The organism is Acetobacter estunensis, from assembly GCF_019083805.1.
Lineage (GTDB): Bacteria > Pseudomonadota > Alphaproteobacteria > Acetobacterales > Acetobacteraceae > Acetobacter > Acetobacter estunensis_A.
Genome location: NZ_JAHRDV010000005.1, coordinates 269,671 through 295,363 on the forward strand (window position 1 = coordinate 269,671; position 25,693 = coordinate 295,363).

Genomic DNA, 25,693 nt, shown 5'->3' on the forward strand with positions numbered 1-25,693 from the left:
CGGCCAAGGAACGCAAGCGAGCGCCTGTTTCGCGCGGCTTGCCGAAATCATGAAAGGTTCCCCGACATGACACAGGACCGTCACACATTCGCTCTTCCGTCCCCACAGGAAATGGGGCGCATCGATCACGCGGCCTCCCGCACCGTGCCTGTGAGCGTTCTCATGGAACACGCCGGTCGGGCTGTGGCCCGCGCCGTGCGACGTTTCACGAAACCGGTTCGTGTGCTGGTGCTCTGCGGGCCGGGTAATAATGGCGGGGACGGCTGGGTGGCTGCCCGCTATCTGGCGAATGCAGGCTGGCCCGTCAGCGCCGCCGTGATGGCAGAGCCGAAACCGGGTAGCGATGCCGCGGCGGTAATGGCCCGATTCCATGGGCCACGTGTGCCATTTACAGCGCAGGAGGCCGCACGTGCCGATCTTGTGATCGATGCGGTGTTCGGCGCGGGTCTGTCGCGTGATGTGAGCGACGATGTGGGGGCTGTGCTTGCTGCGGCGAAGCGCGTCGTGGCCATCGACATGCCCACGGGCGTGGACGGCGCGACAGGGCATGTGCGCGGCCATGCGCGGGCTGCGGAACTGACGGTCACGTTCTTTCGTGCCAAGCCCGGGCATTTGCTTCTGCCGGGACGGGAGTTGTGCGGCCAACTGGAAGTGCATGACATCGGCATTCCTGTCGCCACGCTCGATGACGTTGTGGTGCAGACGTTCTGGAACAGGCCGGGTTTGTGGCGGCTTCCTGTGCCGGGAATGGAGTCGCACAAATACAGCCGTGGCGTGGTGAGTCTGTGCGCGGGTGCGGCCATGCCGGGAGCGGCGCGTCTTTCGGCTACGGCTGCACGGCACACGGGCGCCGGGTTGGTGCGCATCGCAGCAGGTGAAGCGGCGCCCGGCTTTCGGCTGGGGGCGCCGGGGTTGATCATCGACGATGGGGCTCTTGAGACGTTACTGGAGGACCAGCGGCGGCATGTCTGGATCTGCGGTCCCGGTCTGCTGCCGGAAGAAGTGGAAAAGGTGCTGCCTGCGCTGGTGGCGGCAAAGCGCTGTGTGCTGGCGGATGCGGGAGCATTTTCGTGGGCGGCCGGTGCGCCGGAGCGTCTGCGTGGCGTGGCCGTGGTGACGCCCCATGCAGGCGAGTTTGCGCGGGTGTTCGGCAAGCCGGGCGACGACCTTCTGGCGGCAGCCCGCGCGGCGGCGGCGCACATTGAGGCGGTGGTGGTGCTCAAGGGCGCGTCCACGCTCATCGCAGCGCCGGACGGTCGCGTGGCGATCAACACGCATGCCACCCCCGCGCTCGGGACAGCGGGTTCGGGAGACACGCTGACGGGGATCATTGGCGCACTGCTCGCGGCCCGGATGGAGCCATGGGAGGCGGCCTGCGCCGGTGTGTGGCTGCACGGAGAGGCAGGACTGCGCGCTGGAGACTGGCTGATCGCGGAGGATCTAGACGTGCATCTGGGCGCAGCCCGGGATGAGGCGACGCGGGTTCAGGGGGAGAGCGATGAGGCGGAATCCCGGAAACGGTGAGCGTACAAGACGCGGCCGCGACCTTGCCCCGCGCGGCGGTCTGCGGTAAGCGGGCGCCCTTGACGTTCCGGGTGAGCCGGCAGGTCATGTGCGGGCGTGGTGGAATTGGTAGACACGCCAGATTTAGGTTCTGGTGGCGCAAGTCGTGGGGGTTCAAGTCCCTCCGCCCGTACCAATTGTCTGTCTTGGGCTGAGGACGTGACCGCTGTCGCGGTCTTTCGCCGGAATGACGGGTGCAGCCACGAGGGTCGGTGCCCGGATGTTTGTGACGAGTTCGTACGAAGAGGATGGCCTGGGCATATGCAGGTTACAGAGACGCTTTCCGAAGGCCTGAAGCACGCCTTCACCGTGGTCGTTCCGTCGGCCGAACTCGAGCAGAAGGAGGAGGCCCGTCTCAAGGAAGTGGCCGCTTCCGCCAAGCTGCCGGGCTTCCGTCCGGGCAAGGTGCCCGTCGCCATCGCGCGTCAGCGCTTCGGTGACAGCGTGAAGGGCGAGGTGCTTGAGCAGACGGTGAACGACTCGCTGCGCAGCCTGTTCGAGGAGCGTAATCTGCGCCCCGCTCTCCAGCCGAAGGTCGAAGTGACGTCGGGTGGTGACGGCAAGGGCGATCTGGAATTCAAGGTCGAGACGGAAGTTCTGCCCGAAATCAAGGTGCCTGATCTGTCCGATCTCTCTCTCGTGCGCCTGAAGGCCGAGCCGGATGCCGCCACGGTGGACAAGGCCATTGAGGACATCGCCAAGCGTCAGCGTGAGTTCGTAACGGTCGAGGAAGTGCGTCCGGCTGCCAAGGGCGACATCATTGCGATCGACTTCGTAGGCAAGCGCGATGGCGTGCCTTTCGAGGGCGGCACGGCTGAGAACATCAATGTCGAGATCGGCGGCGAAGGGTTCATTCCCGGTTTTGCCGAGCAGATCGAGGGTATGAAGCCGGGCGAGGAGAAGGTCATCACGGTGACGTTCCCTGAGGATTACGGCGCGAAGGAACTGGCCGGTCAGACCGCCACGTTCGATATTAAGGCCCGTGAACTGAAGAAGCCGGTCGAATCCGAGATCAACGACGATCTGGCCAAGAAGCTCGGTTTCGAGAGCCTTGAGCAGATCCGTGAGCTGATCGGCAAGCAGGTCGAGGGTGAATACGAGCAGCTTTCTCGTCTTCGTCTGAAGCGCGAGCTTCTGGACAAGCTGGCTGAAAAGACCGATTTCCCTGCGCCTGAAGGCATGGTGGACGCCGAGTTCGAGCAGATCTGGGCGCGTGTCGAGGCCGACCGCAAGTCGGGCGAGCTGGATGACGAAGACAAGGACAAGGACGAAGCGACGCTGAAGGCGGACTACCGCAAGATCGCCGAGCGTCGTGTGAAGCTGGGCCTTCTTCTGGCCGAAATCGGCCGCGAAAAGGGCATCACCGTCACGCAGGACGAGATGGCGCGCGCCATCCGTGCCGAGGCCATGCGTTATCGTGGTCAGGAGCAGCAGGTGTTCGACTTCTTCGTGAAGAACCCGCAGGCGTCCGAGTCCCTTCGTGGCCCGATCTTCGAAAACAAGGTGATCGACTACATTGTCGAGCTGGCGAAGGTCGAGGACAAGACGGTGACACCGGAAGAACTGGCCGACATGCCAGCCGCTGGCGCCTGAAACGGTTGAGTGGTCCTTTCGGGGGCTTGCGATTCGCGGCACCCATCCCTTCCGGTGTGAGGGGGTGGGTGCCGTGTTCGTTTTGGGAGATATGTTGATGCCCGCGATGCAAATCACACCGATTTTCGCGTCGCGGGGTGGCGTCGGAGAGGTTTATCTCTATCTTAGACAGACCGGGCGCTGCTCCGCCCCGTCTCCGCCATCGGGGCGGGACACGCAGGCACACAAGTCGGGAATGATGTGATGAGGGATTCGAACCCTGTCGAGATTTACAACAACTCTCTCGTGCCGATGGTGGTCGAGCAGACCTCTCGCGGCGAGCGTGCGTTCGATATCTATTCGCGCCTTCTGCAGGAGCGGATCATTTTCCTGACCGGTCCGGTCTACGATCAGGTCGCCTCTGTCATCTGTGCGCAGCTTCTTTATCTGGAGAGCGTGAACCCGACGAAGGAAATCTCGTTCTACATCAACAGCCCCGGTGGCGTGGTGTCGGCGGGCCTGTCGATCTACGACACCATGCAGTACATCCGCAGCCCGGTCAGCACGGTCTGTCTGGGGCAGGCGGCGTCCATGGGGTCGCTGCTGCTGGCCGGGGGTGCCGCCAAGCGCCGCTACGCGCTGCCGAATGCGCGCGTGATGGTGCATCAGCCCTCGGGTGGTGCGCAGGGGCAGGCGAGCGATATCGAGATTCAGGCGCAGGAGATCCTCACGATCCGCCGTCGCCTCAACGAGATCTACCGCGAGCACACCGGTCAGACGCTTGAGGAAATCGAGCGCAAGCTGGAGCGTGACAGCTACATGTCCGCCGAAGAAGCCAAGTCTTTCGGTATCGTGGACGAAGTCATCCGCAGCCATGAGGCCCAGTCACCGGAGAAGGCGTAAATCCTTCACCGCAGGCCGGGATGGCCTTGCCTTGATGAGCGGGCAGGGAGCGGCTACGGTTTTTTTTTGCCCGGCCTTCAGGTCGGGCGGCCCTTCGGGGTCAAAGGTTGAGGAACGGCTGATGAACGCGAAGTCCGGCGATTCCAAGAACACGCTGTATTGCTCGTTCTGCGGAAAGTCCCAGCATGAGGTCCGCAAGCTCATCGCGGGGCCGACGGTGTTCATCTGCGACGAGTGCGTCGAACTGTGCATGGACATCATCCGTGAGGAGCACAAGACGACGTTGGTGAAGTCGCGCGACGGTGTGCCGACTCCCAAGGAAATCTGCGCGATCCTCGACGATTATGTGATCGGCCAGTCCGAGGCGAAGAAGGTGCTCTCGGTCGCGGTTCATAATCACTACAAGCGGCTGGCCTACGCACAGAAGAACAGCGACGTTGAGATTTCGAAGTCCAACATCCTGCTCATCGGTCCGACCGGCTCGGGCAAGACGCTGCTGGCCCAGACGCTGGCGCGCATTATCGATGTGCCGTTCACCATGGCCGACGCCACCACGCTGACCGAAGCGGGGTATGTGGGCGAGGATGTGGAGAATATCATCCTCAAGCTGCTGCAGGCGGCGGACTACAATGTGGAACGCGCGCAGCGCGGCATCGTTTATATCGACGAGATCGACAAGATTTCCCGCAAGTCCGACAACCCTTCCATCACCCGCGATGTGAGTGGCGAGGGCGTGCAGCAGGCGTTGCTCAAACTGATGGAAGGCACGGTGGCGTCCGTGCCGCCGCAGGGTGGACGCAAGCATCCGCAGCAGGAGTTCCTGCAGGTGGACACCACCAACATGCTCTTCATCTGCGGCGGTGCGTTCGCGGGGCTTGAGAAGATCATCTCCGCGCGCGGAAAAGGTTCGGGTATTGGCTTCGGTGCCGATGTGAAGGATCCGGACGAGCAGCGCACGGGTGCTGTGCTCAAGAATGTGGAGCCTGAGGATCTGGTCAAGTTCGGCCTGATCCCCGAGTTCATCGGTCGTCTGCCTGTCGTGGCGACGCTTGATGATCTGGACGAAGCCGCGCTGGTGCAGATACTGTCCGCGCCGAAGAACGCGCTGGTCAAGCAGTATGCCAAGCTCTTCCAGATGGAAGATGTGAAGCTGACGTTCACGGACGACGCGCTGAAAGCGATTGCCCACCGCGCGCTGGAGCGTAAGACGGGTGCGCGCGGTCTGCGTTCCATTCTCGAGAGCATTCTGCTGTCCACCATGTTCGACCTGCCCGGGCTGGAAAACGTGGAGGAAGTGGTGGTCAACCGCGATTCCGCGGAAGGCCGTGCCGCTCCTGTCTATGTGTATGGCAAGGGCAAGGAGCAGCCGACGGAGCAGTCCGCCTGAGTGCGGCCGGCTCTCTTTGCTTCACACTGCGGAGACGAGGGGAACATCCGTTCCGCTGGCCCCTTGTGAGCGCACCCATCGATACCGATATCAAGGAAGGAAGCGGCGGCCGGAATGTAGGTCGCCGTTTGCCGACGGGCAGATCTGCCGTGGGCGTGCCGAAGGCGGGCGCGCAGGGCGGGATCGTCCATTCAGGAGGTCATCGGCACTAGTATGACAGAAAAAGACAAGACCCCCGCTCCGCGCCGCAAGCGCACCACCAAGAAGACGGAAGCGGTTGTGCCTGCCACGTCTCCCGTGGAAGAGGCGGTGAAAACGCTTCCCGAGACGCCGGGCCGTGTGGCGGTGCTGCCGCTGCGCGACATTGTGGTCTTTCCGCATATGATCGTCCCCCTCTTCGTGGGGCGTGAGAAATCCGTGCGCGCACTGGAAGCTGTCACCAGCGAGGACAAGCAGATCCTGTTGGTAACACAGAAGGACGCGACGGTGGACGATCCGGCGGCGGACGATATCTATCGTTTCGGCACGGTTTCCACGATCCTACAGCTTCTCAAGCTGCCCGATGGCACGGTGAAGGTGCTGGTCGAAGGCAACCGCCGCGCGCGGGTGAAGACGCTGCACGAGGTCGAGGGCCATTTCGAGGCCGACATCGAACTGGTCGAGGATGTCCCGGTCGCGAGCGAGGAGGCGGAAGCCCTTGCGCGCGCGGTGGTGGGGCAGTTCGAGCAGTATGTGAAGCTCAACAAGAAGATCGCGGCCGAGGTGATGGTTTCGCTGAATCAGATCAGCGACCTGTCCAAGCTGGCTGACACGATTGCGAGCCATCTCAATCTCAAGATTTCCGAGAAGCAGGAAATCCTTGAGCTGCCGACAGTCACCAAGCAGCTTGAGAAGATTCTCGCCCATATGGAAGCCGAGATCGGCGTCCTGCAGGTGGAGAAGCGCATCCGTGGCCGCGTAAAGCGGCAGATGGAGAAGACGCAGCGCGAGTACTACCTCAACGAGCAGCTCAAGGCGATCCAGAAAGAACTCGGCGAAGGCGAGGACGGCAAGGACGAGACCGCCGAGCTCGAAGAGAAGATCGCCAAGACGAAGTTCAGCAAGGAGGCGCGCGAGAAGGCGCAGGCTGAGCTGAAGAAGCTGCGCGGCATGAGCCCGATGTCGGCCGAGTCCACGGTCGTGCGCAACTATCTCGACTGGCTGCTGAGCGTGCCATGGAAAAAGCGCACCAAGGTCAAGACCGATCTGGTCGAGGCCGAGAAGGTTCTTGATGAGGACCATTACGCGCTGGAGAAGGTCAAGGAGCGTATCCTTGAATATCTGGCGGTGCAGAGCCGTTCCCAGAAGGTGAAGGGACCGATCCTGTGCCTTGTCGGGCCGCCGGGTGTGGGTAAGACCACGTTGGCGCGCGCCATCGCGAAGGCGACGGGACGGCACTATGTCCGCATGTCGCTGGGTGGTGTGCGCGACGAGTCCGAGATCCGCGGCCATCGCCGGACCTATATCGGCTCCATGCCGGGCAAGATCATTCAGGGTATGAAGAAGGCGAAGGTGTCCAACCCGCTCTTCCTGCTCGATGAGATCGACAAGCTCGGCGCGGATTGGCGCGGCGATCCGGCGTCCGCCCTGCTTGAGGTTCTCGACCCTGAGCAGAATGCGACGTTCTCGGATCACTATCTCGAAGTGGATTACGATCTGTCGGATGTAATGTTCGTCACCACGGCGAACAGTCTGAACATGCCGCAGCCGCTTCTGGACCGCATGGAGATCATTCGTCTCTCCGGTTACACCGAGGATGAGAAGCTCAACATCGCGAAGCGGCATCTGATCGCCAAGCAGGGCGAGGCACATAACCTCAAGCCTGAGGAGTGGTCGATCTCGGATGCGGCGCTGATGGATCTGATCCGCTTCTACACACGTGAAGCTGGCGTTCGCAGTCTTGAGCGTGAGATTGCCAATGTGGCCCGCAAGGTCGTGAAGGAAATCGTCACGGGCAAGGCCAAGAAGGTCGCGGTCACCGAGAAAAATCTCGGCAAGTTCGCGGGTGTGCGCCGGTTCTCGCATGGAGAGACGGAGATCACCGATATGGTCGGCGTGGTCACCGGATTGGCCTGGACCGAGGTGGGCGGTGAGATCCTGACGATCGAGAGCGTGATGGTGCCCGGCAAGGGCAACGTCAAGCAGACCGGCAAGCTGGGCGATGTGATGCAGGAGAGCGTCTCTGCGGCTCTTTCCTATGTCCGTAGCCGCGCGGTGCAGTTCGGCATCAAGCCGACGCTGTTCGAAAAGCGCGACCTGCACGTGCATGTTCCGGAAGGGGCGACTCCGAAAGACGGTCCTTCGGCGGGTATCGCCATGGCGACGTCGCTGGTCAGCGTGCTGACGGGTATTCCTGTGCGGCATGACGTGGCCATGACCGGCGAGATCACTCTGCGTGGCCGTGTGCTGCCCATCGGCGGTCTCAAGGAAAAGCTGCTGGCGGCTTTGCGCGCAGGCATCAAGACGGTGTTCCTACCCAAGGAGAATGAGAAGGACATTGCGGAACTTCCCGAGGCGGTGAAGCGGAATCTCGAGTTGGTTCCGGTCTCGCATGTGGATGAGGTGATCGACCGCGCGCTGGTTCGTGTCCCGGTGCCGATCGAGTGGGAGGATGAGACGGACCAACTCGCTCCTATCGCCGCTCCCGCTGTCGCGAGCGCTGTCGCTCACTGAAGGAGGGAGTCGTCAACGGGCAGGTAACCATTTTTGCGGGCCTGCCGCACGCGGAGGCTGTTGACGTGGCGGAAAACGGCTTCATAGTGCGCCGCGGAATGTCCCCCGGGGTCGGAACGGTTCCGGGGGACCTGAACATAGAAAGGCGTACGTATGGACAAGCCGCTCAACAAGCAGGAACTCGTCTCGGTTGTTGCAGACGAAGTTGACCTGCCCAAGGCGAAGGCTGGCGAAGTGGTGGACGCGGTGTTCGCGGCTATCGAGAAGGCGCTCAAGGGTGGACAGGAAGTCCGTCTCGTCGGTTTCGGCTCGTTTGTGACGGCTCACCGCAAGGCCACCAAGGGCCGTAACCCGCGCACCGGTGAGGAGATCGACATTCCGGCCTCCACCTCCGTGCGCTTCAAGCCGGGCAAGACCCTCAAGGACGCCGTGAGCTGATCACGGTCCCTTTAGGACCAAGCTTTTGGAGCGGGCGGTCAGGGGAAACCCTGTCCGCCCGTTTCGTATTTCAGCGACTTGATTGTTCCGTGGCTTTTGGCTAACCACGGCGCGGGTGATTAGCTCAGCGGTAGAGCGTCTCGTTTACACCGAGATGGTCGGCGGTTCGATCCCGTCATCACCCACCATTCCTTCTTCCTTGCAAATTGCTGTTTCACGTCCCGACTGCTGGCGCAGAAAACCGTTGTGCGGCCCTCTGTAGTGTTTCGTTTTCGGAATGACCTGTCGATTTGTTTCATGTCATTGCGTGTCACATGCGCGTGTGTTCAATAAGAAAAAGTGGCTGTTTTCCGTAGGGATCGCCGTGACTGTATACGGTCGAGTCGTTTCACACGGAAAAGTTCCCAAGCAGATGGGGGCGCGTCACTGGTCAGGCTGGGTTCATGGACCTAGTTTGGGCGCGACGGTTAGGACAGACGGGACACACCATCCGCACCATCGGATGGAGGAGAAGGGAGACAGCATGACTTCGACGATCGACGCTTATCTTCCCGTGCTGATTTTCGGAGTGCTGGCGGTGGTGATCGCCGGTGCGATGCTGGGCGCTTCCCTCGTGTGCGGGCAGCAGAAGCCCTATGCCGAGAAACTTACGGCGTATGAGTGCGGATTCGAGGCGTTCGATGACGCCCGACGCCGCTTCGATGTGCGGTTCTATCTCGTCTCGATCCTGTTCATCATCTTCGATCTGGAAGTGGCCTTCCTGTTCCCTTGGGCAATTAGCCTTTCGCGGATCGGGTTGCTCGGCTTTCTGTCCATGATGGGTTTTCTCGGCGTGCTGGGAATCGGTTTTCTCTACGAGTGGCGCAAAGGTGCGCTCGATTGGGATTGATGGATTGGGTGCGAGAGTTCGGCCGAGTGTGTGATGTGGTGGAGAACGCGCGATGAGCGGTGAAAACCCCGAGACAGCCCAAAATGCGGGGCAGAATATCGTCTGGAACCGCGACATGGTGCCGCCGGGGCCTGAGCAGGACGCCATCGTCCGCGGGATCACCGGTGAGATCAGCGAGAAGGGCTTTGTTGTCGCCAGTCTCGACAAGCTGGTGAACTGGGGGCGCACGGGTAGCCTGTGGCCGATGTCTTTCGGTCTGGCCTGCTGCGCGGTGGAGATGATCCACGCTTACATGCCGCGCTACGATCTTGACCGCATGGGCATCATCCCGCGCGGATCGCCACGTCAGTCGGACGTGATGATCGTGGCGGGTACGCTCACCAACAAGATGGCGCCTGCTCTGCGGCGCGTGTACGACCAGATGGCCGAACCGCGTTGGGTCATTTCCATGGGCTCCTGTGCCAATGGTGGTGGCTATTACCATTATTCCTATTCGGTCGTGCGGGGCTGTGACCGCGTGGTGCCAGTGGATGTGTATGTGCCCGGCTGCCCACCCACGGCGGAGGCGCTGATCTACGGCATCCTGCTGCTTCAGAAAAAAATTCGTCGGACAGGGACCATTCTCCGTGGCTGAGGCAACCGCACCCGTTGGGACGCGCGGCTCGTCCTGCCTTTCCGCTCTGGCGTTCACCCTCTCCACGACGCTGCCGGGCATCCGCTCCGCGTCGCTGGAGGGCGGGGAACTCGTTGTTCGGGCTGAACGTGAGCGCCTGATCCCGCTCATGACGCTGCTGCGTGACGATCCGCGTTTTCGTTGCGAACAGATGATGGATCTTTGTGGCGTCGATTTCCCGGAACGCCCGGAGCGGTTCGACGTGGTGTACAACCTGCTCTCCGTCAGTCACAATCACCGTATCCGCGTGATCGTGACGACTGATGAGCTCACGCCGGTGCCCTCCATTCACAAGCTCTGGCCCTGCGCCACGTGGTGGGAGCGGGAGTGCTACGATCTGTTTGGCGTGCTGTTCTCGGGCCAGCCGGATTTGCGGCGTATCCTCTCGGATTACGGGTTCGAGGGGCATCCGCTGCGCAAGGACTTCCCGCTGACGGGTTACACCGAGGTCCGCTACGACCCGGACCGTCGCCAGATCGTGCGCGAGCCGGTTTCGCTCACGCAGGATTTCCGCGATTTCGATTTCGTCTCACCATGGGAAGGGGTGCTGACCCTGCCGGGTGACGAGCGGGCGCATGAACTGCGCCAGATCATGAAGAAGCTGAAGTGACAGGAGCCCAAGGATGACACAGGCCCTGAAAACGGATGGACCACAGCCCGGTCTGCGTGATGCGCTTGATGAAGGTCCGCTGCCGGAATCGCTCCTGCCGGAACCCGCTGTCGAGCAAAAAGTCGAGCGACGCACGGTCGAGATCGACAGCCATTCGCTGAATTTCGGTCCGCAGCACCCTTCGGCGCACGGCGTTCTGCGTCTGGTGCTGGAGATGGAGGGCGAGGTTGTGGCCCGTGCGGTGCCGCATATCGGCCTGTTGCATCGCGGCACGGAAAAGCTGATCGAATACAAGACCTACCCCAAAGCGCTCCCCTATTTCGACCGGCTCGATTACGCCTCCCCGATGAGCGAGGAGCATGCGTTCGCGCTGGCAACCGAGAAGCTTCTGGGTATTACGGCGCCGGAGCGGGCGCAGTGGATTCGGGTCATCTTCGCGGAAATCACGCGCATCCTGAATCATATCCTCAATCTGACCGCCATGGGGCTGGATTGTGGCGCGGTGACGCCGGCACTTTGGGGATATGAGGAGCGTGAAAAGCTTCTCGAATTTTATGAAGCCGTTTCGGGCGCGCGGTTTCATGCCAACTATTTCCGCCCCGGCGGCGTGGCGCGTGATCTTCCGGCGGGGATGGAGGAGCGGATCGGTCGGTGGGCCGATGAGTTCCCGGCGTGGATCGACGATCTCGAAAGCCTGCTGACGGAAAACCGTATCTGGAAGCAGCGCACCGTGGGGATTGGTGTGTTCACCAGCGAGCAGGCGCTGGCGTGGGGTTTCAGCGGTCCCTGCCTGCGCGGCTCGGGTGTGCCGTGGGATCTGCGGCGTTCGCAGCCTTATGACACCTATGACCGGGTGACGTTCGATATTCCCGTGGCGCGGCATGGCGACTGCTACGACCGCTATCTCGTCCGCGTGGCCGAGATGCGCGAGAGCGTGAAGATCATCAAGCAGAGTCTGGCGCAGATACGTCCCGGTCCGGTGAAGGTGCAGGATCCCAAGTTCTCTCCGCCGCCTCGCGCAGAGATGAAGCGTTCGATGGAAGCGCTGATCCATCACTTCAAGCTGTTTACCGAAGGCTATCACGTGCCGCCGGGCGCGACCTATACGGCGGTCGAGACGCCAAAGGGCGAGTTCGGTGTCTATCTGGTGGCGGACGGCAGCAACCGACCCTATCGCTGCAAGATCCGCCCCACGGGTTTCGCGCATTTGCAGGCCATCGATGAGATGTCGCGGCGCGGCATGCTGGCCGATGCCGTGGCGATCATCGGATCGCTGGATCTCGTCTTTGGTGAGGTGGACCGATGAGCGACGTGAACCACGACCAGCCGACACACTTCGCGTTCGATGAAGTGAGCGAGGCCGAGATCGCAAAGGTGCTGGCCAAGTATCCGCCCGAGCGGAAGGCCAGCGGCGCGTTGCCGTTGCTCTACATCGTGCAGGACCAGATGAAGCGTCAGACCGGCAGTGCCTGGGTGCCCACGGTGGCGATGGATGTGGTGGCGGAGCGTCTCGATGTCGCGCCGATCCGCATCTACGAGGTCGCGACATTTTACACGATGTTCAACCTCAAGCCGATCGGGAAGTATCACCTTCAGGTCTGCACCACGACGTCATGCTGGCTGCGTGGCTCGGACGATGTGCTGGGCGCGTGCAAGAAAGCTGCGGGCATCGCTCATGTGGGTGGCACCAGCGCGGACGGCCTGTTCACGCTGAGCGAGGCGGAATGTCTTGGCGCATGCGCCAATGCGCCGATCCTTCAGGTGGATAACGATTTCTATGAAGATCTCGACGGCCCGCGCACCGAAGCGTTGATCGAGGCGTTGCGGCGTGGCGAGGTACCAGAGCCCGGCCCCACCAACGGTCGGCACGGCTCCGAGCCCGAGGGCGGACGACGGGTGTTGCTTGACGCGAACGCGGGGGCCGCAGGCCCACAGAAGGGCTGAGGAGAACCGGCGATGCTGAGCGACAAGGACCGGATTTACACCAATCTCTACGGCCAGAACGACTGGCATCTCGCGGGTGCTCGCGCGCGCGGGGATTGGGATGATACCAAAGCTATTCTCGACAAGGGCCGCGACTGGATCGTGAGCGAGATGAAGGCGTCGGGTCTTCGCGGACGTGGTGGCGCGGGCTTCCCGACCGGTGTGAAGTGGTCCTTCATGCCGAAGGGCGATGGGCCGTTGCCACATTACCTCGTCATCAACGGGGACGAGTCCGAGCCGGGCACCTGCAAGGACCGCGAGATCCTGCGCCATGAGCCACACAAGCTGATCGAAAGCGCGCTGATCGCCTCCTTCGCCATGGGGGCGCACGCAGCCTACATCTACATCCGAGGCGAGTTCTACAACGAGGCGCGGCATCTCCAGATCGCGGTGGATGAGGCCTACGAAGCCGGGCTGCTGGGCAAGAACGCGGCGGGCACCGGCTGGGACTTCGATTTCTACATCCATCGCGGCGCAGGCGCATATATTTGCGGTGAGGAAACAGCGCTGCTGGAAAGCCTTGAAGGCAAGAAGGGCCAGCCGCGCATGAAGCCGCCTTTCCCGGCAGGCGCGGGTCTGTATGGGTGCCCGACGACCGTAAACAATGTGGAGTCCATCGCCTCGGCCTCCACTATTCTGCGACGTGGGGCCGCGTGGTTTTCCGCTCTTGGCCGTCCAAACAATGCGGGCACCAAGCTGATGGCCATTTCAGGTCATGTGAATACGCCCTGCGTGTTCGAGGAAGAGCTGGGTGTTTCGATGAAGGAGATCATCGAGAAGCATGGCGGCGGCGTGCGCGGCGGGTGGGACAACCTGCTGGCTGTCATTCCCGGCGGCTGCTCGGTGCCGGTGTTGCCGAAAGAGACCTGTGAGACTGTGCTGATGGACTATGACAGCCTGCGGGCCGTGCAGTCCGGTCTGGGCACGGGCTGCATGATCGTGATGGACAAATCCACCGACATCATCAAGGCGATCGCCCGTTTTTCACAGTTCTTCAAGCATGAGAGTTGCGGCCAGTGCACGCCCTGTCGTGAAGGTACGGGCTGGATGATGCGCGTGATGAACCGGATGGTCGAAGGACGGGCGGAGATCGAGGAGATCGACATGCTCGAACAGGTCACGCGGCAGGTGGAAGGTCACACGATCTGCGCGCTGGGCGATGCGGCGGCGTGGCCGATACAGGGGCTGATCCGCCATTTCCGTCCGGTGATGGAAGAGCGCATCCGCACCTATAAACGGCAGCATGGCGGCGTGCAGCAGGTGCAGGTGCCTGCCGGTGCGCCGCTCGCCACGATTGCGGCGGAGTAAGGCGGATGGTCAAGGTCATTGTTGACGGCATTCCGGTCGAGGTTCCCGCTGGATCTTCCGCGTTGCAGGCGTGTGAGGCGGCGGGCAAGGAAATCCCGCGCTTCTGCTACCACGAGCGTCTGTCGGTCGCGGGCAACTGCCGCATGTGCCTCGTGCAGGTGGCGCGCGCGCCCAAGCCGGTGGCGTCGTGCGGTTTCCCGGTGGGCGAGGGGATGCAGATCTTCACCGACACCGAGACCGTGCGGAAGGCTCGGCGGGCGGTGATGGAGTTCCTGCTCATCAACCATCCGCTCGATTGCCCGATCTGCGATCAGGGTGGCGAGTGTGACCTTCAGGATCAGGCCTACGGGTATGGCAGCGGCATGTCCCGCTACCATGAAGACAAACGTGCCGTGACCGACAAGAATCTTGGCCCGCTGGTCAAGACGGTGATGACACGCTGCATTCAGTGCACCCGCTGCGTGCGCTTCTCCACGGAGGTGGCCGGCACGCCGGAACTCGGCGGTATTTCGCGCGGCGAAAATCTGGAAATCACCACCTATGTCGAGAAGGCGTTGACGTCCGAGCTTTCGGGCAACCTGATCGACATCTGCCCTGTGGGCGCATTGACGTCGAAGCCTTCGGCCTTTCAGGCGCGGCCGTGGGAGTTGAAAAAGACGGACGCCATCGACGTGATGGACGCGGTGGGCACCAACATCGTCGTTCAGGCGCGGGGCGGCGAAGTGAAGCGCATCGTGCCGCGCATCAATGACGAGGTGAATGAGGAGTGGCTGTCCGATAAGGGACGCTTCTCCGTGGACGGTCTCAAGCGCCGTCGTCTCGACCGGCCTTGGGTGCGCGTGCATGGCAAGCTGCATCCGGCGTCGTGGCAGGATGCGTTCGTGGCCATCGCTAAACGTCTCGAAGGCGTGCCCGGCTCACGGATCGGCGCGATTGTGGGCGATCTGTGCGAGGCCGAGAGCATCATGGCACTGCGTGATCTGATGCACGCGCTTGGTTCAAGCAATCTCGATTGCCGTCAGGATGGCGCGCAATACGATCTCAGCGACCGTGCGAATTACGTTTTTGCCGATGGCATCACGGGCATTGATGAGGCGGACGCGGTGCTGGTCGTGGGCGCAAATGTCCGTCAGGATGCGCCGGTGCTCAACGCCCGCATCCGCAAGCGGTATCTCTCGCTTGGGCGCGGCGGTCTGCCGATTGGCGCGATCGGCACACTGCCGTCCGATCCGACATGGGCCTATGAGCCACTTGGCGATGATCCGACGGCGCTGAACGCGCTGATGGATGGCACGGAAGGCTTCGCCGCGAAGCTCAAGGCGGCCAAGCGGCCTTTGATTATTGTCGGGCAGGAAGCTCTGGTGCGCGAGGATGCGCTGGCGATCCTCGCCGCGTGTCGCAAAGTGCTGGCGGCGGGTGAGCGGGCGGAAGGCTGGCACGGTCTGAACATCCTGCACACGGCGGCCTCGCGCGTGGCGGCTCTGGATCTGGGGTTCGTGCCGGGAAATGGCGGGCGCAGCGTGCGCGGGATGCTCAGCGGCGGTGTGGATGTGCTCTGGCTGCTGGGCGCGGATGAGTTTCACGTTCACTCCATCAGCCCGGACACGTTCGTAGTTTATCAGGGCCATCATGGGGACGCAGGGGCGGCGCGTGCGGATGTGATTCTGCCGGGTGCGACCTACACCGAGAAAGAGGGCACCTGGGTCAACACGGAAGGACGCGTCCAGCGTGGCTTTCAGGCGGTATTCCCGCCGGGCGAGGCCAAGGAGGACTGGAAAATCCTACGTGCTGTCTCGGAAGTTCTGGGAGCGACGCTGCCCTATGACACGATTGGCGCACTGCGCGAGCGGATGCAGCTTGGCGTCTCATCGGCGGCCGCTGCGCCCGAGACAGCCAGTCAGGTGGCGCTCGACGCACGGTCTCTTGTACCGGCAACACACGGATATTACCTGACAAATCCGATCAGCCGGGCCAGTCCGACCATGAATGAGTGCGCGGCGGTGTATGCGCCAAGTGCGGCTGTAGCGGCGGAGTAGGAACGTGGCGTATTTTTTCCTCCATACGCTGATCGGTCAGATCATTCTGATCGCTCTCGAGGCGCTGGCGGTGCTGGTGCCGCTGCTGATCGCCGTGGCTTATCTCACGCTGATGGAGCGCAAGGTGATGGCCGCGATGCAGTTGCGTCGCGGGCCGAACGTGAACGGCATCTTCGGTCTGCTTCAGGCTTTTGCCGATGCGATCAAGATGATCACCAAGGAGACCATCATTCCGGCGGGGGCCAACAGGTTCCTGTTCCTGTTCGCTCCGTTCCTCACCTTCTCGCTGGCCATGCTGGCCTGGGCGGTGATCCCGACGGGCAACGGGCTGGCGGTGGCCAATATCAATGTGGGCATTCTCTACCTGCTCGCCATTTCCTCGCTGGGGGTGTACGGCACCCTGATCGCGGGCTGGGCGTCCAATTCCAAATACGCCTTTCTCGGTTCGTTGCGAGCTGCGGCACAGATGGTGTCCTATGAGGTCTCCATCGGTCTGGTGATCGTCTCGGTGTTGCTGGCGGTGGGAAGCCTGAACCTCAATGACATCGTGCTGGCGCAGCAGCACATCTGGTTCTGCGTGCCGATGTTCCCAATGTTCATCGTGTTCTTCATTTCGGCGCTGGCCGAGACGGGGCGCGCGCCGTTCGATCTTCCCGAAGGCGAGAGTGAGTTGGTGGCGGGTTTCTTCGTGGAATATTCCTCGCTGTCGTTCGGCCTCTTCTTCCTTGGCGAATATGCCAACATGATCCTCATGTCCGGCATGGTCAGCATCCTCTTCCTCGGTGGCTGGCTGCCGCCGCTCGGGATCGCGCCCTTTACATGGGTGCCGGGGCCGCTGTGGTTCATCGCCAAGATTCTGTTCTGTCTTTTCGTGTTCATCTGGACCCGCGCAACCTTTCCCCGCTTTCGCTACGATCAGCTCATGCGGCTGGGCTGGAAGATTTTCCTGCCCATGTCCCTGCTGTGGATGATCGCGACGGCCGGGTTCCTTCTCGCGACGGGCATGTTGCCGCAGGGAGCAAGCTGATGGCTGGCATGGACCGCGCACTGAAGTCTTTTCTTCTGACCGAGATCGTCTCCGGCATGGTTTCGACCTTCAAGACGATGTTCAAGCCGAAGGTCACGCTGAACTATCCCTATGAAAAAGGGCCGCTCTCGCCGCGCTTCCGCGGCGAGCACGCTCTGCGCCGCTACCCCAACGGGGAAGAGCGCTGCATTGCGTGCAAGCTGTGCGAGGCGACATGCCCGGCGGAGGCCATCACGATCGAGGCTGAGCCGCGCGAGGACGGCTCACGCCGCACCACGCGCTACGACATCGACATGACCAAGTGCATCTATTGCGGTCTGTGCGAGGAGGCCTGTCCGGTCGATGCGATCGTGGAAGGGCCGAACTACGAGTTCGCGACCGAGACGCGCGAGGAGCTGATGTACAACAAGGACAAGCTGCTCGCGAACGGGGACCGCTGGGAAAGCGTGCTGGCACGGAGGCTCGAACTCGATGCGCCGTATCGCTGATCGTCCCGTCACGACGACCTGCTCCAAGGGAAGGGCGGCCTGATGCTCCAGTTGATCTTCTATGTGTTCGCGACGATCCTTGTCGCTTCTGGCGCGATGGTCATCAGCGCGCGCAATCCGGTTCACTCGGTGCTGTTCCTGATCCTTGCGTTCTTCAACGCGGCGGGGCTGTTCCTTCTGGCCGGGGCCGAGTTCCTCGCGATGATCCTTGTGATCGTTTATGTCGGCGCGGTCGCGGTGCTGTTCCTCTTCGTGGTGATGATGCTCGACATCGACTTTACGAAGATGCGTGAAGGCTTGCAGAAATACGCGCCGTTCGGGGCGGCGGTGGGATGCATCCTGTTCGCGGAACTGGTGATGGCCGGGCTGCACTGGATGTTCTCGCCCGTCATGCCGCTGCCCATCACGGGCGGTCTGGGACAGATGGGTGGTCCGGTGACCAACACCGGCGCGCTCGGCACGCTGATTTACACGCATTATCTGCTGCTCTTCCAGCTTTGCGGGCTGGTGCTTCTGGTCGCGATGATTGGCGCAATCACGCTCACGCTGCGCGATCGTCCGACGGGGCGCCGTCAGATCATCTCGCTTCAGCATGAGCGCAAGCGCGCCGACACGCTGGAGATGATGGATCTGCCGCTCGGTCAGGGCACGGACGCCAATGGCGGTTTCCTGCGCCCGCATGATTCCTACTACGTCACGGCGGTGCCCGGTTCCTACGGCGTGCCGGAGGCCGTCGAGGAGGAACACGAGGAACTGGTGGTCCGCGAAGGAGAGGAACGATGAACGCTGCGATCGCCCAGATCGGGCTTGGTCCCTATCTCACGGTCAGCGCGGCGCTGCTGGTGCTGGGTGTGTTCGGGATTTTCCTCAACCGCAAGAACATCATCATCATCATGATGTCGATGGAGCTGATCCTGCTTTCGGCCAATCTCAACCTCGTGGCGTTTTCGGCCGCTCTGGGGGATCTGTCGGGACAGGTGCTCACGCTGTTCGTGCTGACTATTGCCGCTGCTGAAGCGGCGATCGGTCTGGCCATTCTCACCGTCTATTTCCGCAACCGTGGCTCGATTCAGGTCGAGGACGTTGCGACGATGAAGGGCTGAGCACCATGCAAGCCGCACTCATCCTTTTCTCGATTGCCATTCTTGCTCCTCTGGGCGGCTCCCTGATTGCGGGGCTGTTCGGACGACGCATGGGCGACGGTCCGGCGCAGGCCGTGACCATTGCCTTCATGCTGGTGGCGACGCTGTCCAGCTATGGCGCGCTTCTGGGCGGTCTGATCGGCGGGGGGATGCCCGGCGTGGCGCTGCTGGCGCACTGGGTGGATGCGGGGTCGTTCCATGTGAACTGGGCGCTGCGCTTCGACACGCTCTCGATCACCATGGCGGCCATGGTGCTGACGGTCTCGCTGCTCGTGCATGTGTACAGCCTTGGTTACATGGCGCACGATTCCATGCCGCGATACCGGTTTTTCTCGTATCTCTCGCTGTTTACCTTCGCCATGCTGATGCTGATCTCGTCCAACGATCTGATGCAGCTCTTCTTTGGCTGGGAAGGTGTGGGGCTCGCGAGTTACCTGCTCATTGGCTACTGGTATCAGCGCCCGAGTGCCTGTGCGGCGGCCATCAAGGCGTTCGTGGTCAACCGTGTGGCGGACCTGTTCTTCCTGGTGGGTATCGGCCTGATCTTCGTGGTGTTCGGCACCATCCAGTATGACGACATCTTCGCCACCGTACCGGATCAGGTGAATACAACGTATCATCTATTTGGCGCCAATCATTCAGTGCTGGAACTGATCGCGACCCTTCTGTTCATTGGCGCGATGGGCAAGTCGGCGCAGTTGTTCCTGCACACATGGTTGCCGGATGCGATGGAAGGCCCGACGCCGGTCTCCGCCCTGATCCACGCGGCCACCATGGTCACGGCGGGTGTGTTTCTGATGGCGCGCATGTCGCCGCTGGTGGAGTTTGCACCCGATACACGGATTTTCATCGTGCTGATCGGGGCGACGACCTGTTTCTTCGCCGCGACCGTGGGACTGGTGCAGCCCGATATCAAACGCACGATTGCCTATTCCACCTGTTCGCAGCTTGGCTACATGTTCATGGCGATTGGTGTGGGCGCGTATCAGGCGGCGGTGTTCCATCTGACCACGCACGCTTTCTTCAAGGCGCTGCTGTTCCTTGGTGCGGGCTGCGTGATCCATGCCCTGCACGATGAGCAGAACATGTTCCGTATGGGCGGTCTGTGGAAGAAAATCCCCGTGACCTATGCCGTCATGTGGATTGGCAGTCTGGCGCTGGCGGGCGTGTTCCCCTTCGCGGGCTACTGGTCCAAGGACGCGATCCTCAACGCCGCATGGGCTTCGCATTCGGGCATCGGTACCTATGGCTGGGTGTTGGGCACGATCACGGCCTTCATCACGGCGCTGTATAGCTGGCGTCTGATTTTCCTTGTCTTCCACGGCACGGCGCGCGATCAGCACGCGCACGATCATGCGCATGAAAGCCCGCCTGTGATGATGGGTCCGGTGATGATCCTCTCCATTGGTGCCGTTGTGGCGGGTGTCGTGCTGGCGCCGTTCTATATCGGCGGTAAGCAGGCGGCTTTCTGGAGTGGCGCGATCTTCAACGCGCCGGGCAACACCATCATGGAGCGTCTTGAGGACGTGCCGACACTGATCGGGTTGCTGCCGAGCATTGTGGGGCTTGCTGGCATTGCGCTGGCCTATGTTCTCTACATCGCCAAACCCGAACTGCCCGCGTCCATCGCCACGTCGTTCCGGCCGATCTACCTTTTCCTGCTCAACAAGTGGTATTTCGACGAGCTGTATGACGTGATCTTCGTTAAGCCCTACGCCTTTATCGCGCGCGTGCTGTGGCGCGGTGTGGATGAGGGCGCGGTGGAGAAGCTGCCCGTCGGGCTCGCACGTGCCACACGCGATACGGCGATTGTCGCCACCCGCACGCAGACCGGCTCGATCGCGGTCTATGCGCTGACCATGCTTGTGGGCCTCGTGGTGCTGGTCACCACCGTGGTGTTCTTCCAATGAGCGCCGTCTTTCCGACTGATCTGATGAACGCCATGGAGTACGGGCGATGAACTGGATGCTTGCCTTGCCGGAACTGGTGCTGGCGGTCAGTGGTCTTGTCGTGCTTTCGGGCGGCGTTCTGACGAAGAAGGGCCATGCGTTTCTGCCCACGGCGGCGCTCACCATCGCGGCGTTCGTGGCGACGATCTTTCTCGTCGGCCTGTCCCCGGATGGCGTAGGGTACCATGGGCTGTTTCAGGTCGATGCCTTCGCGCGTTTCATCAAGGTGCTGGCCCTGATCGGGGCCATTGTGGCGGTGGCACTTTCGGTTGGGCATCGCGATGAGGGCCAGGAACTTCCATTCGAGATGCCGGTGCTGGTGCTGTTCTCCACGCTGGGCGCGATGGTGATGGCGTCGTCCGCCAGTCTGATGACGCTGTTCGTGGGGCTGGAGCTGTCCTCGCTCTCCATTTACGTGCTGTGCGCGATTGAGCGGGATCGTCCGCAAGCGGCGGAATCCGGCCTGAAATACTTCATTCTTGGATCGCTGGCCTCAGGGCTGCTGCTTTACGGTATTTCGCTGGTCTATGGCTTTGCCGGGACGCTGTCGTACGCGCCCATCGCCGCCGAGATCAACAGTGTGGGCGCGTTGCCGCTGGGTCTGGTGATCGGTGTTGTGTTCATGCTGGTGGGACTGGCGTTCAAGCTGTCCGCCGTGCCGTTTCACATGTGGACGCCGGATGTCTATCAGGGGGCGCCTACGCCTGTGACGGCTTACATGGCGGGTGCACCGAAATTCGCGGCGTTCGCGTTGATCCTGCGTGTGATGAGCGGTCCCTTCGGGGCGATGTCTCCGCGCTGGCAGATCCTCGTGGAAGTGATCGCGGCGATGTCGATGCTGTTCGGCTCGTTCGCGGCCATTCCGCAGCACAATATCAAGCGGCTGATGGCCTATTCCTCCATCGGGCACATGGGCTACGCCATGATGGGTCTAGCGGCAGCCTCTCCCGCCGGGACCACGGGCACGCTGGTCTATCTTTCGACCTATCTGGTTATGAACGCGGGCACGTTCGGTGTGATTGAGGCCATGCGGCGTCGCGGGCAGGAAATGGACGAGATTTCGGATCTGGCGGGGCTTGGTCGCACCAATCCTGGCATGGCGCTGATCCTTGCCATCTGCATGTTCAGTATGGTGGGTGTGCCGCCTCTGGCCGGGTTCTTCGGCAAGTTCATGGTGTTCGCCGCTGCCTGGCAGGCGGGCCTGTATCCGCTGATCTTTCTTGGCGCGGTCTCTGCCGTGGTGGGCGCCTATTACTATCTGCGCGTGGTGAAGGTGGCGTGGTTCGATGCGCCGGCGGCACCGTTCGACCGTCCGGCGGCGTCTGTCTCCTTCGTGTCCATCGCCATGGGACTGGCGACAGTGCTGTTCCTGCTGGGGCTGGGTCCGATCAGCGACGCCGCACGGGCCGCGGCTATGGCGCTCGTTGGCTGAGGGGCGCGTGACGGACGGGGCTTTCGGCCCGGTTCCATTGGGTTGGCGGTTCGAGGTGTATGACGAACTGCCCTCCACCTCCGATTTATGTGTCGAGCGGGCAGATGGGGGCGAAGGCGGATGCCTCGCCGTCCTTGCCCGCCGTCAGACGAAAGCGCGGGGCAGCCGAGGGCGTTCATGGTCCGATCCGGGCGAAAGCTTGGCGCTTTCCGTTCTGTTGCGGCCGGAAGAGGCGGAGCGGGCGCGTCCCGATATATGGCCCTTTCTTGCGGCTCTGGCGTTTCATGATGCGCTGGGAGGCGAGCGCCCCAGTTCCCGGCTGCGCATCAAATGGCCCAATGACATTCTGTACGATGGTCGCAAGCTGGGCGGCATCCTGATTGAGACCGGCGGCGGAGCGTCCCCGTGGGTGGTGATCGGGTTTGGCGGAAACCTGACATCTTCGCCCGTTGTGCCGGGCCGACGGCTGGCGTGTCTGGGAGAGTTTCGGGTGGACTGCGCGCCCGAACCTCTGGCGTTGCGACTGCTGGAGGCGCTGGACGTGTGGCGGACGGTTCTGGCGCAGAAAGGCGTGGCTGCCCTCCATGCCGCATGGCTTGCGCGTGGGCTGCCCCTTGGCTCGCCTCTTGTGGTTCGGGGCACGGGAACCTATGCTGAAGGCCTTTTCATGGGCATTGGAGAGGGCGGGGAACTGCTCCTTGATTGCAACGGCAAGGTGGAGCGTGTGATTACCGGTGATGTCCTCTTTGGCAATCACGTGACAAACGAAGTGGGTTCCGGTCGTGCTGCTGGTCATTGACGCTGGCAACACCAACGTCGTCTTTGCCGTGGATGACGGCGAAAAATGGCGCGGCACATGGCGCATCTCGATGCAGACCGCGCGGACCACGGACGAATACGCTGTCTGGCTGCTGACCCTGCTGCACAATGAAGGACTCTCGCCTCGTGATATCACCGGTGCCGCCATTGGAACGGTGGTGCCGGCTGCGCTTTATCACCTGCGGCAGCTCTGTCGGCAGTATTTCGAGGTCGAGCCGCTTATTGCCTCACCGCGGCTGGACTGGGGGTTTTCGATTGCGCTGGACAATCCGCAGGAAGTGGGTGTGGACCGGCTGCTCAACGGGTTGGCGGCACACCGGCTGTATGGCGGTCCGCTTGTGGTGATCGACTTTGGCACGGCTACGACGTTCGACGTCGTGGGAGGAGATGGAACCTATTGCGGCGGCGTGATCGCGCCGGGCATCAATCTTTCGGTGGAGGCGCTGCATACGGCGGCGGCGCGTTTGCCACGCATCGGAATTGGACGGCCCGAAGGCGGGCTGGTGATCGGGCGGAACACGAACATGGCCATGCGGTCGGGCGTGTTCTGGGGGTATATCGGACTGGTCGAGGGGATTGTTGAGAGGATCCGCAAGGAATTCGGGGCACCCATGAAGGTGCTTGCGACCGGCGGTCTGGCTCCGCTCTTCTCGGAAGGCACACGTATCTTCGATCACATCGATCCTGAACTGACCATCAATGGATTGCGGTTTCTGGCCGAACGTAACCCGGAACCGCCACTGCACAACGCATCTGACATCACACAAGAAGGATGACCTGACGATATGACAGAACACGACGACGGTCTGGCCTTCCTGCCTCTGGGCGGGACGGGCGAGATCGGCATGAACCTTAACCTCTACCGGTTGGGCGAGACATGGCTGGCTGTGGATTGCGGCATCGGTTTCTCGGGCAACGACACGCCGGAAGCCGAGATTCTGGTGCCCGATCCCACTTACATCATGGAGCGCCGCGACAAGCTGGCCGGTCTGGTCATCACACACGCGCATGAAGATCACATCGGCGCTGTGGCGCATCTGTGGACGCGGCTGGGCTGCCCTATCTACGCTACGCCGTTTGCCGCGACCGTCCTGCGCCGCAAGCTGGGCGAGGCGCGGCTCGATCAGCAGGTAAATATCCACGTCATCAAATGTGGCGGCCGCTTCAATGTCGGCCCGTTCGACATTGAGTTTATCCCCGTGACGCATTCCGTGCCGGAAGCGCAGGCGATGGCCATTCGCACGCCGCACGGGCTTGTGGTCCACACCGGCGACTGGAAGCTCGATCCATCCCCCATGGTCGGGCCGCCGACGGATGTGGAGCGTCTGCGGCAGATCGGTGACGAGGGCGTGCTGGCGCTGGTGTGCGACAGCACCAATGTCATGACGCCGGGCGCATCGCGTTCCGAGGGCGAAGTGCGCATTGGCCTGACGGAACTGATCTCCTCGCTCAAGGGACGCATCGCGGTGACGTGCTTTGCGTCCAACGTGGCGCGTGTCGAGACCATCGCCATGGCCGCGCAGGCAGCCGGGCGGACGGTTGTGCTGGTAGGGCGTTCGCTGCGCAACCTCGATGTGGCGGCACGTGAGTGCGGCTATCTCTCGGGCGTGCTGCCGTTCCTGACGGAACATGAAGCCAACGATCTGCCCGATGAGCAGGTGGTGATGATCATCACAGGAAGTCAGGGCGAACCACGCTCGGCGCTTTCGCGCATTGCCTCCGACACGCATCCGTCCATCGCGCTGGGCGAGGGCGATACGGTCATCTATTCCAGCCGTATGATCCCCGGAAACGAGCGGGCCATCATGCAGGTGCAGGACAATCTGACTCGTCGCGGCGTGCGCGTCATCACTGACAAGGACGGGGTGATGATCCATTGCTCCGGTCATGCGACGGCGGATGATGTGCGGACGATGTATGACCTCATCCGCCCGCAATATGCCGTGCCGACGCATGGCGAGTGGCGTCACCTGACGGCGCATGCCGCTCTCGCTCAGGAAAAGGGCATTGCCGCCGTTCTTCTGGAAGATGGGGACATCCTCAATCTGGCGCCGGGCAAGGTGCAGGTGGTGGACACCGCTCCCACGGGCCGTCTGGCAGTGGATGGCAACCGCCTCCTGGCCATGACGGGCGATGTGCTGACCGCACGCCGCAAGATGCTGTTCAACGGCATCATCATCGCGAGCTTCGCAGTGGACGATGAGGGCTATGTCATCGGTGAGCCCAAGATCAGCGCACCGGGCCTGCTGGAGCCGGAGGAACCTGAGAGCATCCGTGTGCGTGAGGAGTTCGCGCAGGCGATCGATGAGATCCCCGACGAGTTGCGGCTGGACGATCAGGCGTTCCGCGAGGCCGCCAAAACGGCGCTGCGTCGTGCACTGGGCCGCAAGCTCCAGAAGCGCCCGCTGGTGGACGTTCACGTCCTGCGCGTCTGATCCCGCTCGCCCCGCGACGGCTTTCAGCGGTCGCGGAGGCTGGGTGCTTGCATCCTGCGCCCGCGTGGGAGAACAGTTACGCTTCCGATGTCATCCGGTTGGGTGACGCTGTTTCAACGCCTTGCATTTCTGTCACGAGAGTTGTCGCGCATGCGCCTGTCCCGCAGTTTTCTGCCCACCCTCAAGGAAACCCCGGCGGAGGCGCAGATCGCGTCGCACCGTCTCATGCTGCGCGCCGGTCTGGTGCGTCAGACGGCTTCGGGCATCTACACCTGGTTGCCGGCGGGTCTGCGCGTGCTGCGCAATATCGCCAATATCGTGCGCGAA

General features: G+C 62.2%; 22 protein-coding genes, 2 tRNA genes and 1 pseudogene. All 25 read left to right on the forward strand.

From position 1 onward, the window contains the following. Positions 1 to 66 precede the first annotated feature (66 nt). Positions 67 to 1,524, forward strand: a complete 1,458-nt coding sequence (locus KUA11_RS08950; protein WP_217409956.1) for an NAD(P)H-hydrate dehydratase — start codon at positions 67 to 69, stop codon at positions 1,522 to 1,524. A 90-nt stretch (positions 1,525 to 1,614) separates the two neighbouring features. After that, a tRNA-Leu gene (locus KUA11_RS08955) sits at positions 1,615 to 1,699 on the forward strand. Positions 1,700 to 1,824: 125 nt separating this feature from the next. Next, on the forward strand, positions 1,825 to 3,156 hold the full coding sequence (gene tig / locus KUA11_RS08960) for a trigger factor (protein WP_217409957.1): 1,332 nt from the start codon (positions 1,825 to 1,827) through the stop codon (positions 3,154 to 3,156). 243 nt (positions 3,157 to 3,399) lie between these two features. Then, positions 3,400 to 4,038 (forward strand): ATP-dependent Clp protease proteolytic subunit, encoded by a 639-nt coding sequence (locus KUA11_RS08965; protein WP_166314689.1) that lies wholly within the window; start codon positions 3,400 to 3,402, stop codon positions 4,036 to 4,038. 121 nt (positions 4,039 to 4,159) lie between these two features. Further along, positions 4,160 to 5,425 carry an ATP-dependent Clp protease ATP-binding subunit ClpX gene (gene clpX, locus KUA11_RS08970; protein ID WP_217409958.1) on the forward strand — a complete coding sequence of 422 codons (1,266 nt, stop codon included), beginning with the start codon at positions 4,160 to 4,162 and terminating at the stop codon, positions 5,423 to 5,425. A gap of 213 nt (positions 5,426 to 5,638) precedes the next feature. Then, a complete protein-coding gene (gene lon / locus KUA11_RS08975) occupies positions 5,639 to 8,137 on the forward strand; it encodes an endopeptidase La (RefSeq protein WP_217409959.1) in 2,499 nt (832 codons plus the stop codon). Between the two features lie 153 nt (positions 8,138 to 8,290). Continuing rightward, complete coding sequence (locus KUA11_RS08980; protein ID WP_166314698.1) at positions 8,291 to 8,575, forward strand: HU family DNA-binding protein; 285 nt, start codon at positions 8,291 to 8,293, stop codon at positions 8,573 to 8,575. A 113-nt stretch (positions 8,576 to 8,688) separates the two neighbouring features. Further along, positions 8,689 to 8,763, forward strand: a tRNA-Val gene (locus KUA11_RS08985). Positions 8,764 to 9,098: 335 nt separating this feature from the next. Next, positions 9,099 to 9,464 (forward strand): NADH-quinone oxidoreductase subunit A, encoded by a 366-nt coding sequence (locus tag KUA11_RS08990; protein ID WP_217409960.1) that lies wholly within the window; start codon positions 9,099 to 9,101, stop codon positions 9,462 to 9,464. A 52-nt stretch (positions 9,465 to 9,516) separates the two neighbouring features. Continuing rightward, entirely contained in the window at positions 9,517 to 10,098 is a 582-nt protein-coding gene (locus KUA11_RS08995; RefSeq protein WP_166314704.1) for a NuoB/complex I 20 kDa subunit family protein, read from the forward strand. Next, positions 10,091 to 10,747, forward strand: coding sequence for an NADH-quinone oxidoreductase subunit C (locus KUA11_RS09000; RefSeq protein WP_166314707.1), 657 nt, complete (start codon positions 10,091 to 10,093; stop codon positions 10,745 to 10,747). Before KUA11_RS08995 ends, KUA11_RS09000 begins: the two co-directional genes overlap by 8 nt. Positions 10,748 to 10,760: 13 nt before the next feature. Next, positions 10,761 to 12,053, forward strand: a complete 1,293-nt coding sequence (locus KUA11_RS09005) for an NADH-quinone oxidoreductase subunit D (RefSeq protein WP_254454787.1) — start codon at positions 10,761 to 10,763, stop codon at positions 12,051 to 12,053. Beyond that, on the forward strand, positions 12,050 to 12,691 hold the full coding sequence (locus KUA11_RS09010) for a complex I 24 kDa subunit family protein (protein ID WP_217409961.1): 642 nt from the start codon (positions 12,050 to 12,052) through the stop codon (positions 12,689 to 12,691). Before KUA11_RS09005 ends, KUA11_RS09010 begins: the two co-directional genes overlap by 4 nt. 12 nt (positions 12,692 to 12,703) lie before the next feature. Next, the gene (gene nuoF / locus KUA11_RS09015; RefSeq protein ID WP_217409962.1) at positions 12,704 to 14,038 is read left to right on the forward strand and encodes an NADH-quinone oxidoreductase subunit NuoF; all 1,335 of its coding nucleotides are present in this window, start codon (positions 12,704 to 12,706) and stop codon (positions 14,036 to 14,038) included. A gap of 5 nt (positions 14,039 to 14,043) precedes the next feature. Continuing rightward, the gene (gene nuoG / locus KUA11_RS09020; protein WP_217409963.1) at positions 14,044 to 16,074 is read left to right on the forward strand and encodes an NADH-quinone oxidoreductase subunit NuoG; all 2,031 of its coding nucleotides are present in this window, start codon (positions 14,044 to 14,046) and stop codon (positions 16,072 to 16,074) included. A 4-nt stretch (positions 16,075 to 16,078) separates the two neighbouring features. After that, positions 16,079 to 17,101, forward strand: coding sequence for an NADH-quinone oxidoreductase subunit NuoH (gene nuoH, locus KUA11_RS09025; RefSeq protein WP_217409964.1), 1,023 nt, complete (start codon positions 16,079 to 16,081; stop codon positions 17,099 to 17,101). Beyond that, positions 17,101 to 17,589, forward strand: a complete 489-nt coding sequence (gene nuoI / locus KUA11_RS09030) for an NADH-quinone oxidoreductase subunit NuoI (protein ID WP_166314722.1) — start codon at positions 17,101 to 17,103, stop codon at positions 17,587 to 17,589. Before nuoH ends, nuoI begins: the two co-directional genes overlap by 1 nt. 42 nt (positions 17,590 to 17,631) lie before the next feature. Next, entirely contained in the window at positions 17,632 to 18,372 is a 741-nt protein-coding gene (locus tag KUA11_RS09035) for an NADH-quinone oxidoreductase subunit J (protein ID WP_166314725.1), read from the forward strand. Continuing rightward, a complete protein-coding gene (gene nuoK, locus KUA11_RS09040; RefSeq protein WP_194303270.1) occupies positions 18,369 to 18,692 on the forward strand; it encodes an NADH-quinone oxidoreductase subunit NuoK in 324 nt (107 codons plus the stop codon). The genes KUA11_RS09035 and nuoK overlap by 4 nt, the downstream gene beginning before the upstream one ends. A gap of 5 nt (positions 18,693 to 18,697) precedes the next feature. Continuing rightward, the gene (nuoL, locus tag KUA11_RS09045) at positions 18,698 to 20,641 is read left to right on the forward strand and encodes an NADH-quinone oxidoreductase subunit L (protein WP_217409965.1); all 1,944 of its coding nucleotides are present in this window, start codon (positions 18,698 to 18,700) and stop codon (positions 20,639 to 20,641) included. 46 nt (positions 20,642 to 20,687) lie between these two features. After that, positions 20,688 to 22,112, forward strand: a complete 1,425-nt coding sequence (gene nuoN / locus KUA11_RS09050; RefSeq protein ID WP_217409966.1) for an NADH-quinone oxidoreductase subunit NuoN — start codon at positions 20,688 to 20,690, stop codon at positions 22,110 to 22,112. A gap of 7 nt (positions 22,113 to 22,119) precedes the next feature. Next, positions 22,120 to 22,911, forward strand: coding sequence for a biotin--[acetyl-CoA-carboxylase] ligase (locus tag KUA11_RS09055; RefSeq protein WP_217409967.1), 792 nt, complete (start codon positions 22,120 to 22,122; stop codon positions 22,909 to 22,911). Further along, positions 22,895 to 23,707, forward strand: a complete 813-nt coding sequence (locus KUA11_RS09060) for a type III pantothenate kinase (protein WP_217409968.1) — start codon at positions 22,895 to 22,897, stop codon at positions 23,705 to 23,707. The genes KUA11_RS09055 and KUA11_RS09060 overlap by 17 nt, the downstream gene beginning before the upstream one ends. 9 nt (positions 23,708 to 23,716) lie before the next feature. Then, the gene (locus KUA11_RS09065) at positions 23,717 to 25,366 is read left to right on the forward strand and encodes a ribonuclease J (RefSeq protein ID WP_217409969.1); all 1,650 of its coding nucleotides are present in this window, start codon (positions 23,717 to 23,719) and stop codon (positions 25,364 to 25,366) included. A 150-nt stretch (positions 25,367 to 25,516) separates the two neighbouring features. Beyond that, a pseudogene (locus KUA11_RS17505) lies at positions 25,517 to 25,693 on the forward strand (proline--tRNA ligase); the annotation flags it as partial.

Bases quoted from the DNA above. Each gene is read 5' to 3' on its own strand.
- nuoI (WP_166314722.1), top strand. From the start codon at position 17,101: ATGGCTGGCATGGACCGCGCACTGAAGTCTTTTCTTCTGACCGAGATC.
- lon (WP_217409959.1), top strand. From the start codon at position 5,639: ATGACAGAAAAAGACAAGACCCCCGCTCCGCGCCGCAAGCGCACCACC.
- KUA11_RS08995 (WP_166314704.1), top strand. From the start codon at position 9,517: ATGAGCGGTGAAAACCCCGAGACAGCCCAAAATGCGGGGCAGAATATC.
- KUA11_RS09010 (WP_217409961.1), top strand. From the start codon at position 12,050: ATGAGCGACGTGAACCACGACCAGCCGACACACTTCGCGTTCGATGAA.
- KUA11_RS09005 (WP_254454787.1), top strand. From the start codon at position 10,761: ATGACACAGGCCCTGAAAACGGATGGACCACAGCCCGGTCTGCGTGAT.
- nuoK (WP_194303270.1), top strand. From the start codon at position 18,369: ATGAACGCTGCGATCGCCCAGATCGGGCTTGGTCCCTATCTCACGGTC.
- KUA11_RS08980 (WP_166314698.1), top strand. From the start codon at position 8,291: ATGGACAAGCCGCTCAACAAGCAGGAACTCGTCTCGGTTGTTGCAGAC.
- nuoL (WP_217409965.1), top strand. From the start codon at position 18,698: ATGCAAGCCGCACTCATCCTTTTCTCGATTGCCATTCTTGCTCCTCTG.
- tig (WP_217409957.1), top strand. From the start codon at position 1,825: ATGCAGGTTACAGAGACGCTTTCCGAAGGCCTGAAGCACGCCTTCACC.
- nuoF (WP_217409962.1), top strand. From the start codon at position 12,704: ATGCTGAGCGACAAGGACCGGATTTACACCAATCTCTACGGCCAGAAC.
- KUA11_RS08965 (WP_166314689.1), top strand. From the start codon at position 3,400: ATGAGGGATTCGAACCCTGTCGAGATTTACAACAACTCTCTCGTGCCG.
- nuoN (WP_217409966.1), top strand. From the start codon at position 20,688: ATGAACTGGATGCTTGCCTTGCCGGAACTGGTGCTGGCGGTCAGTGGT.
- clpX (WP_217409958.1), top strand. From the start codon at position 4,160: ATGAACGCGAAGTCCGGCGATTCCAAGAACACGCTGTATTGCTCGTTC.
- KUA11_RS08990 (WP_217409960.1), top strand. From the start codon at position 9,099: ATGACTTCGACGATCGACGCTTATCTTCCCGTGCTGATTTTCGGAGTG.
- KUA11_RS09065 (WP_217409969.1), top strand. From the start codon at position 23,717: ATGACAGAACACGACGACGGTCTGGCCTTCCTGCCTCTGGGCGGGACG.
- KUA11_RS09035 (WP_166314725.1), top strand. From the start codon at position 17,632: ATGCTCCAGTTGATCTTCTATGTGTTCGCGACGATCCTTGTCGCTTCT.
- nuoG (WP_217409963.1), top strand. From the start codon at position 14,044: ATGGTCAAGGTCATTGTTGACGGCATTCCGGTCGAGGTTCCCGCTGGA.
- KUA11_RS08950 (WP_217409956.1), top strand. From the start codon at position 67: ATGACACAGGACCGTCACACATTCGCTCTTCCGTCCCCACAGGAAATG.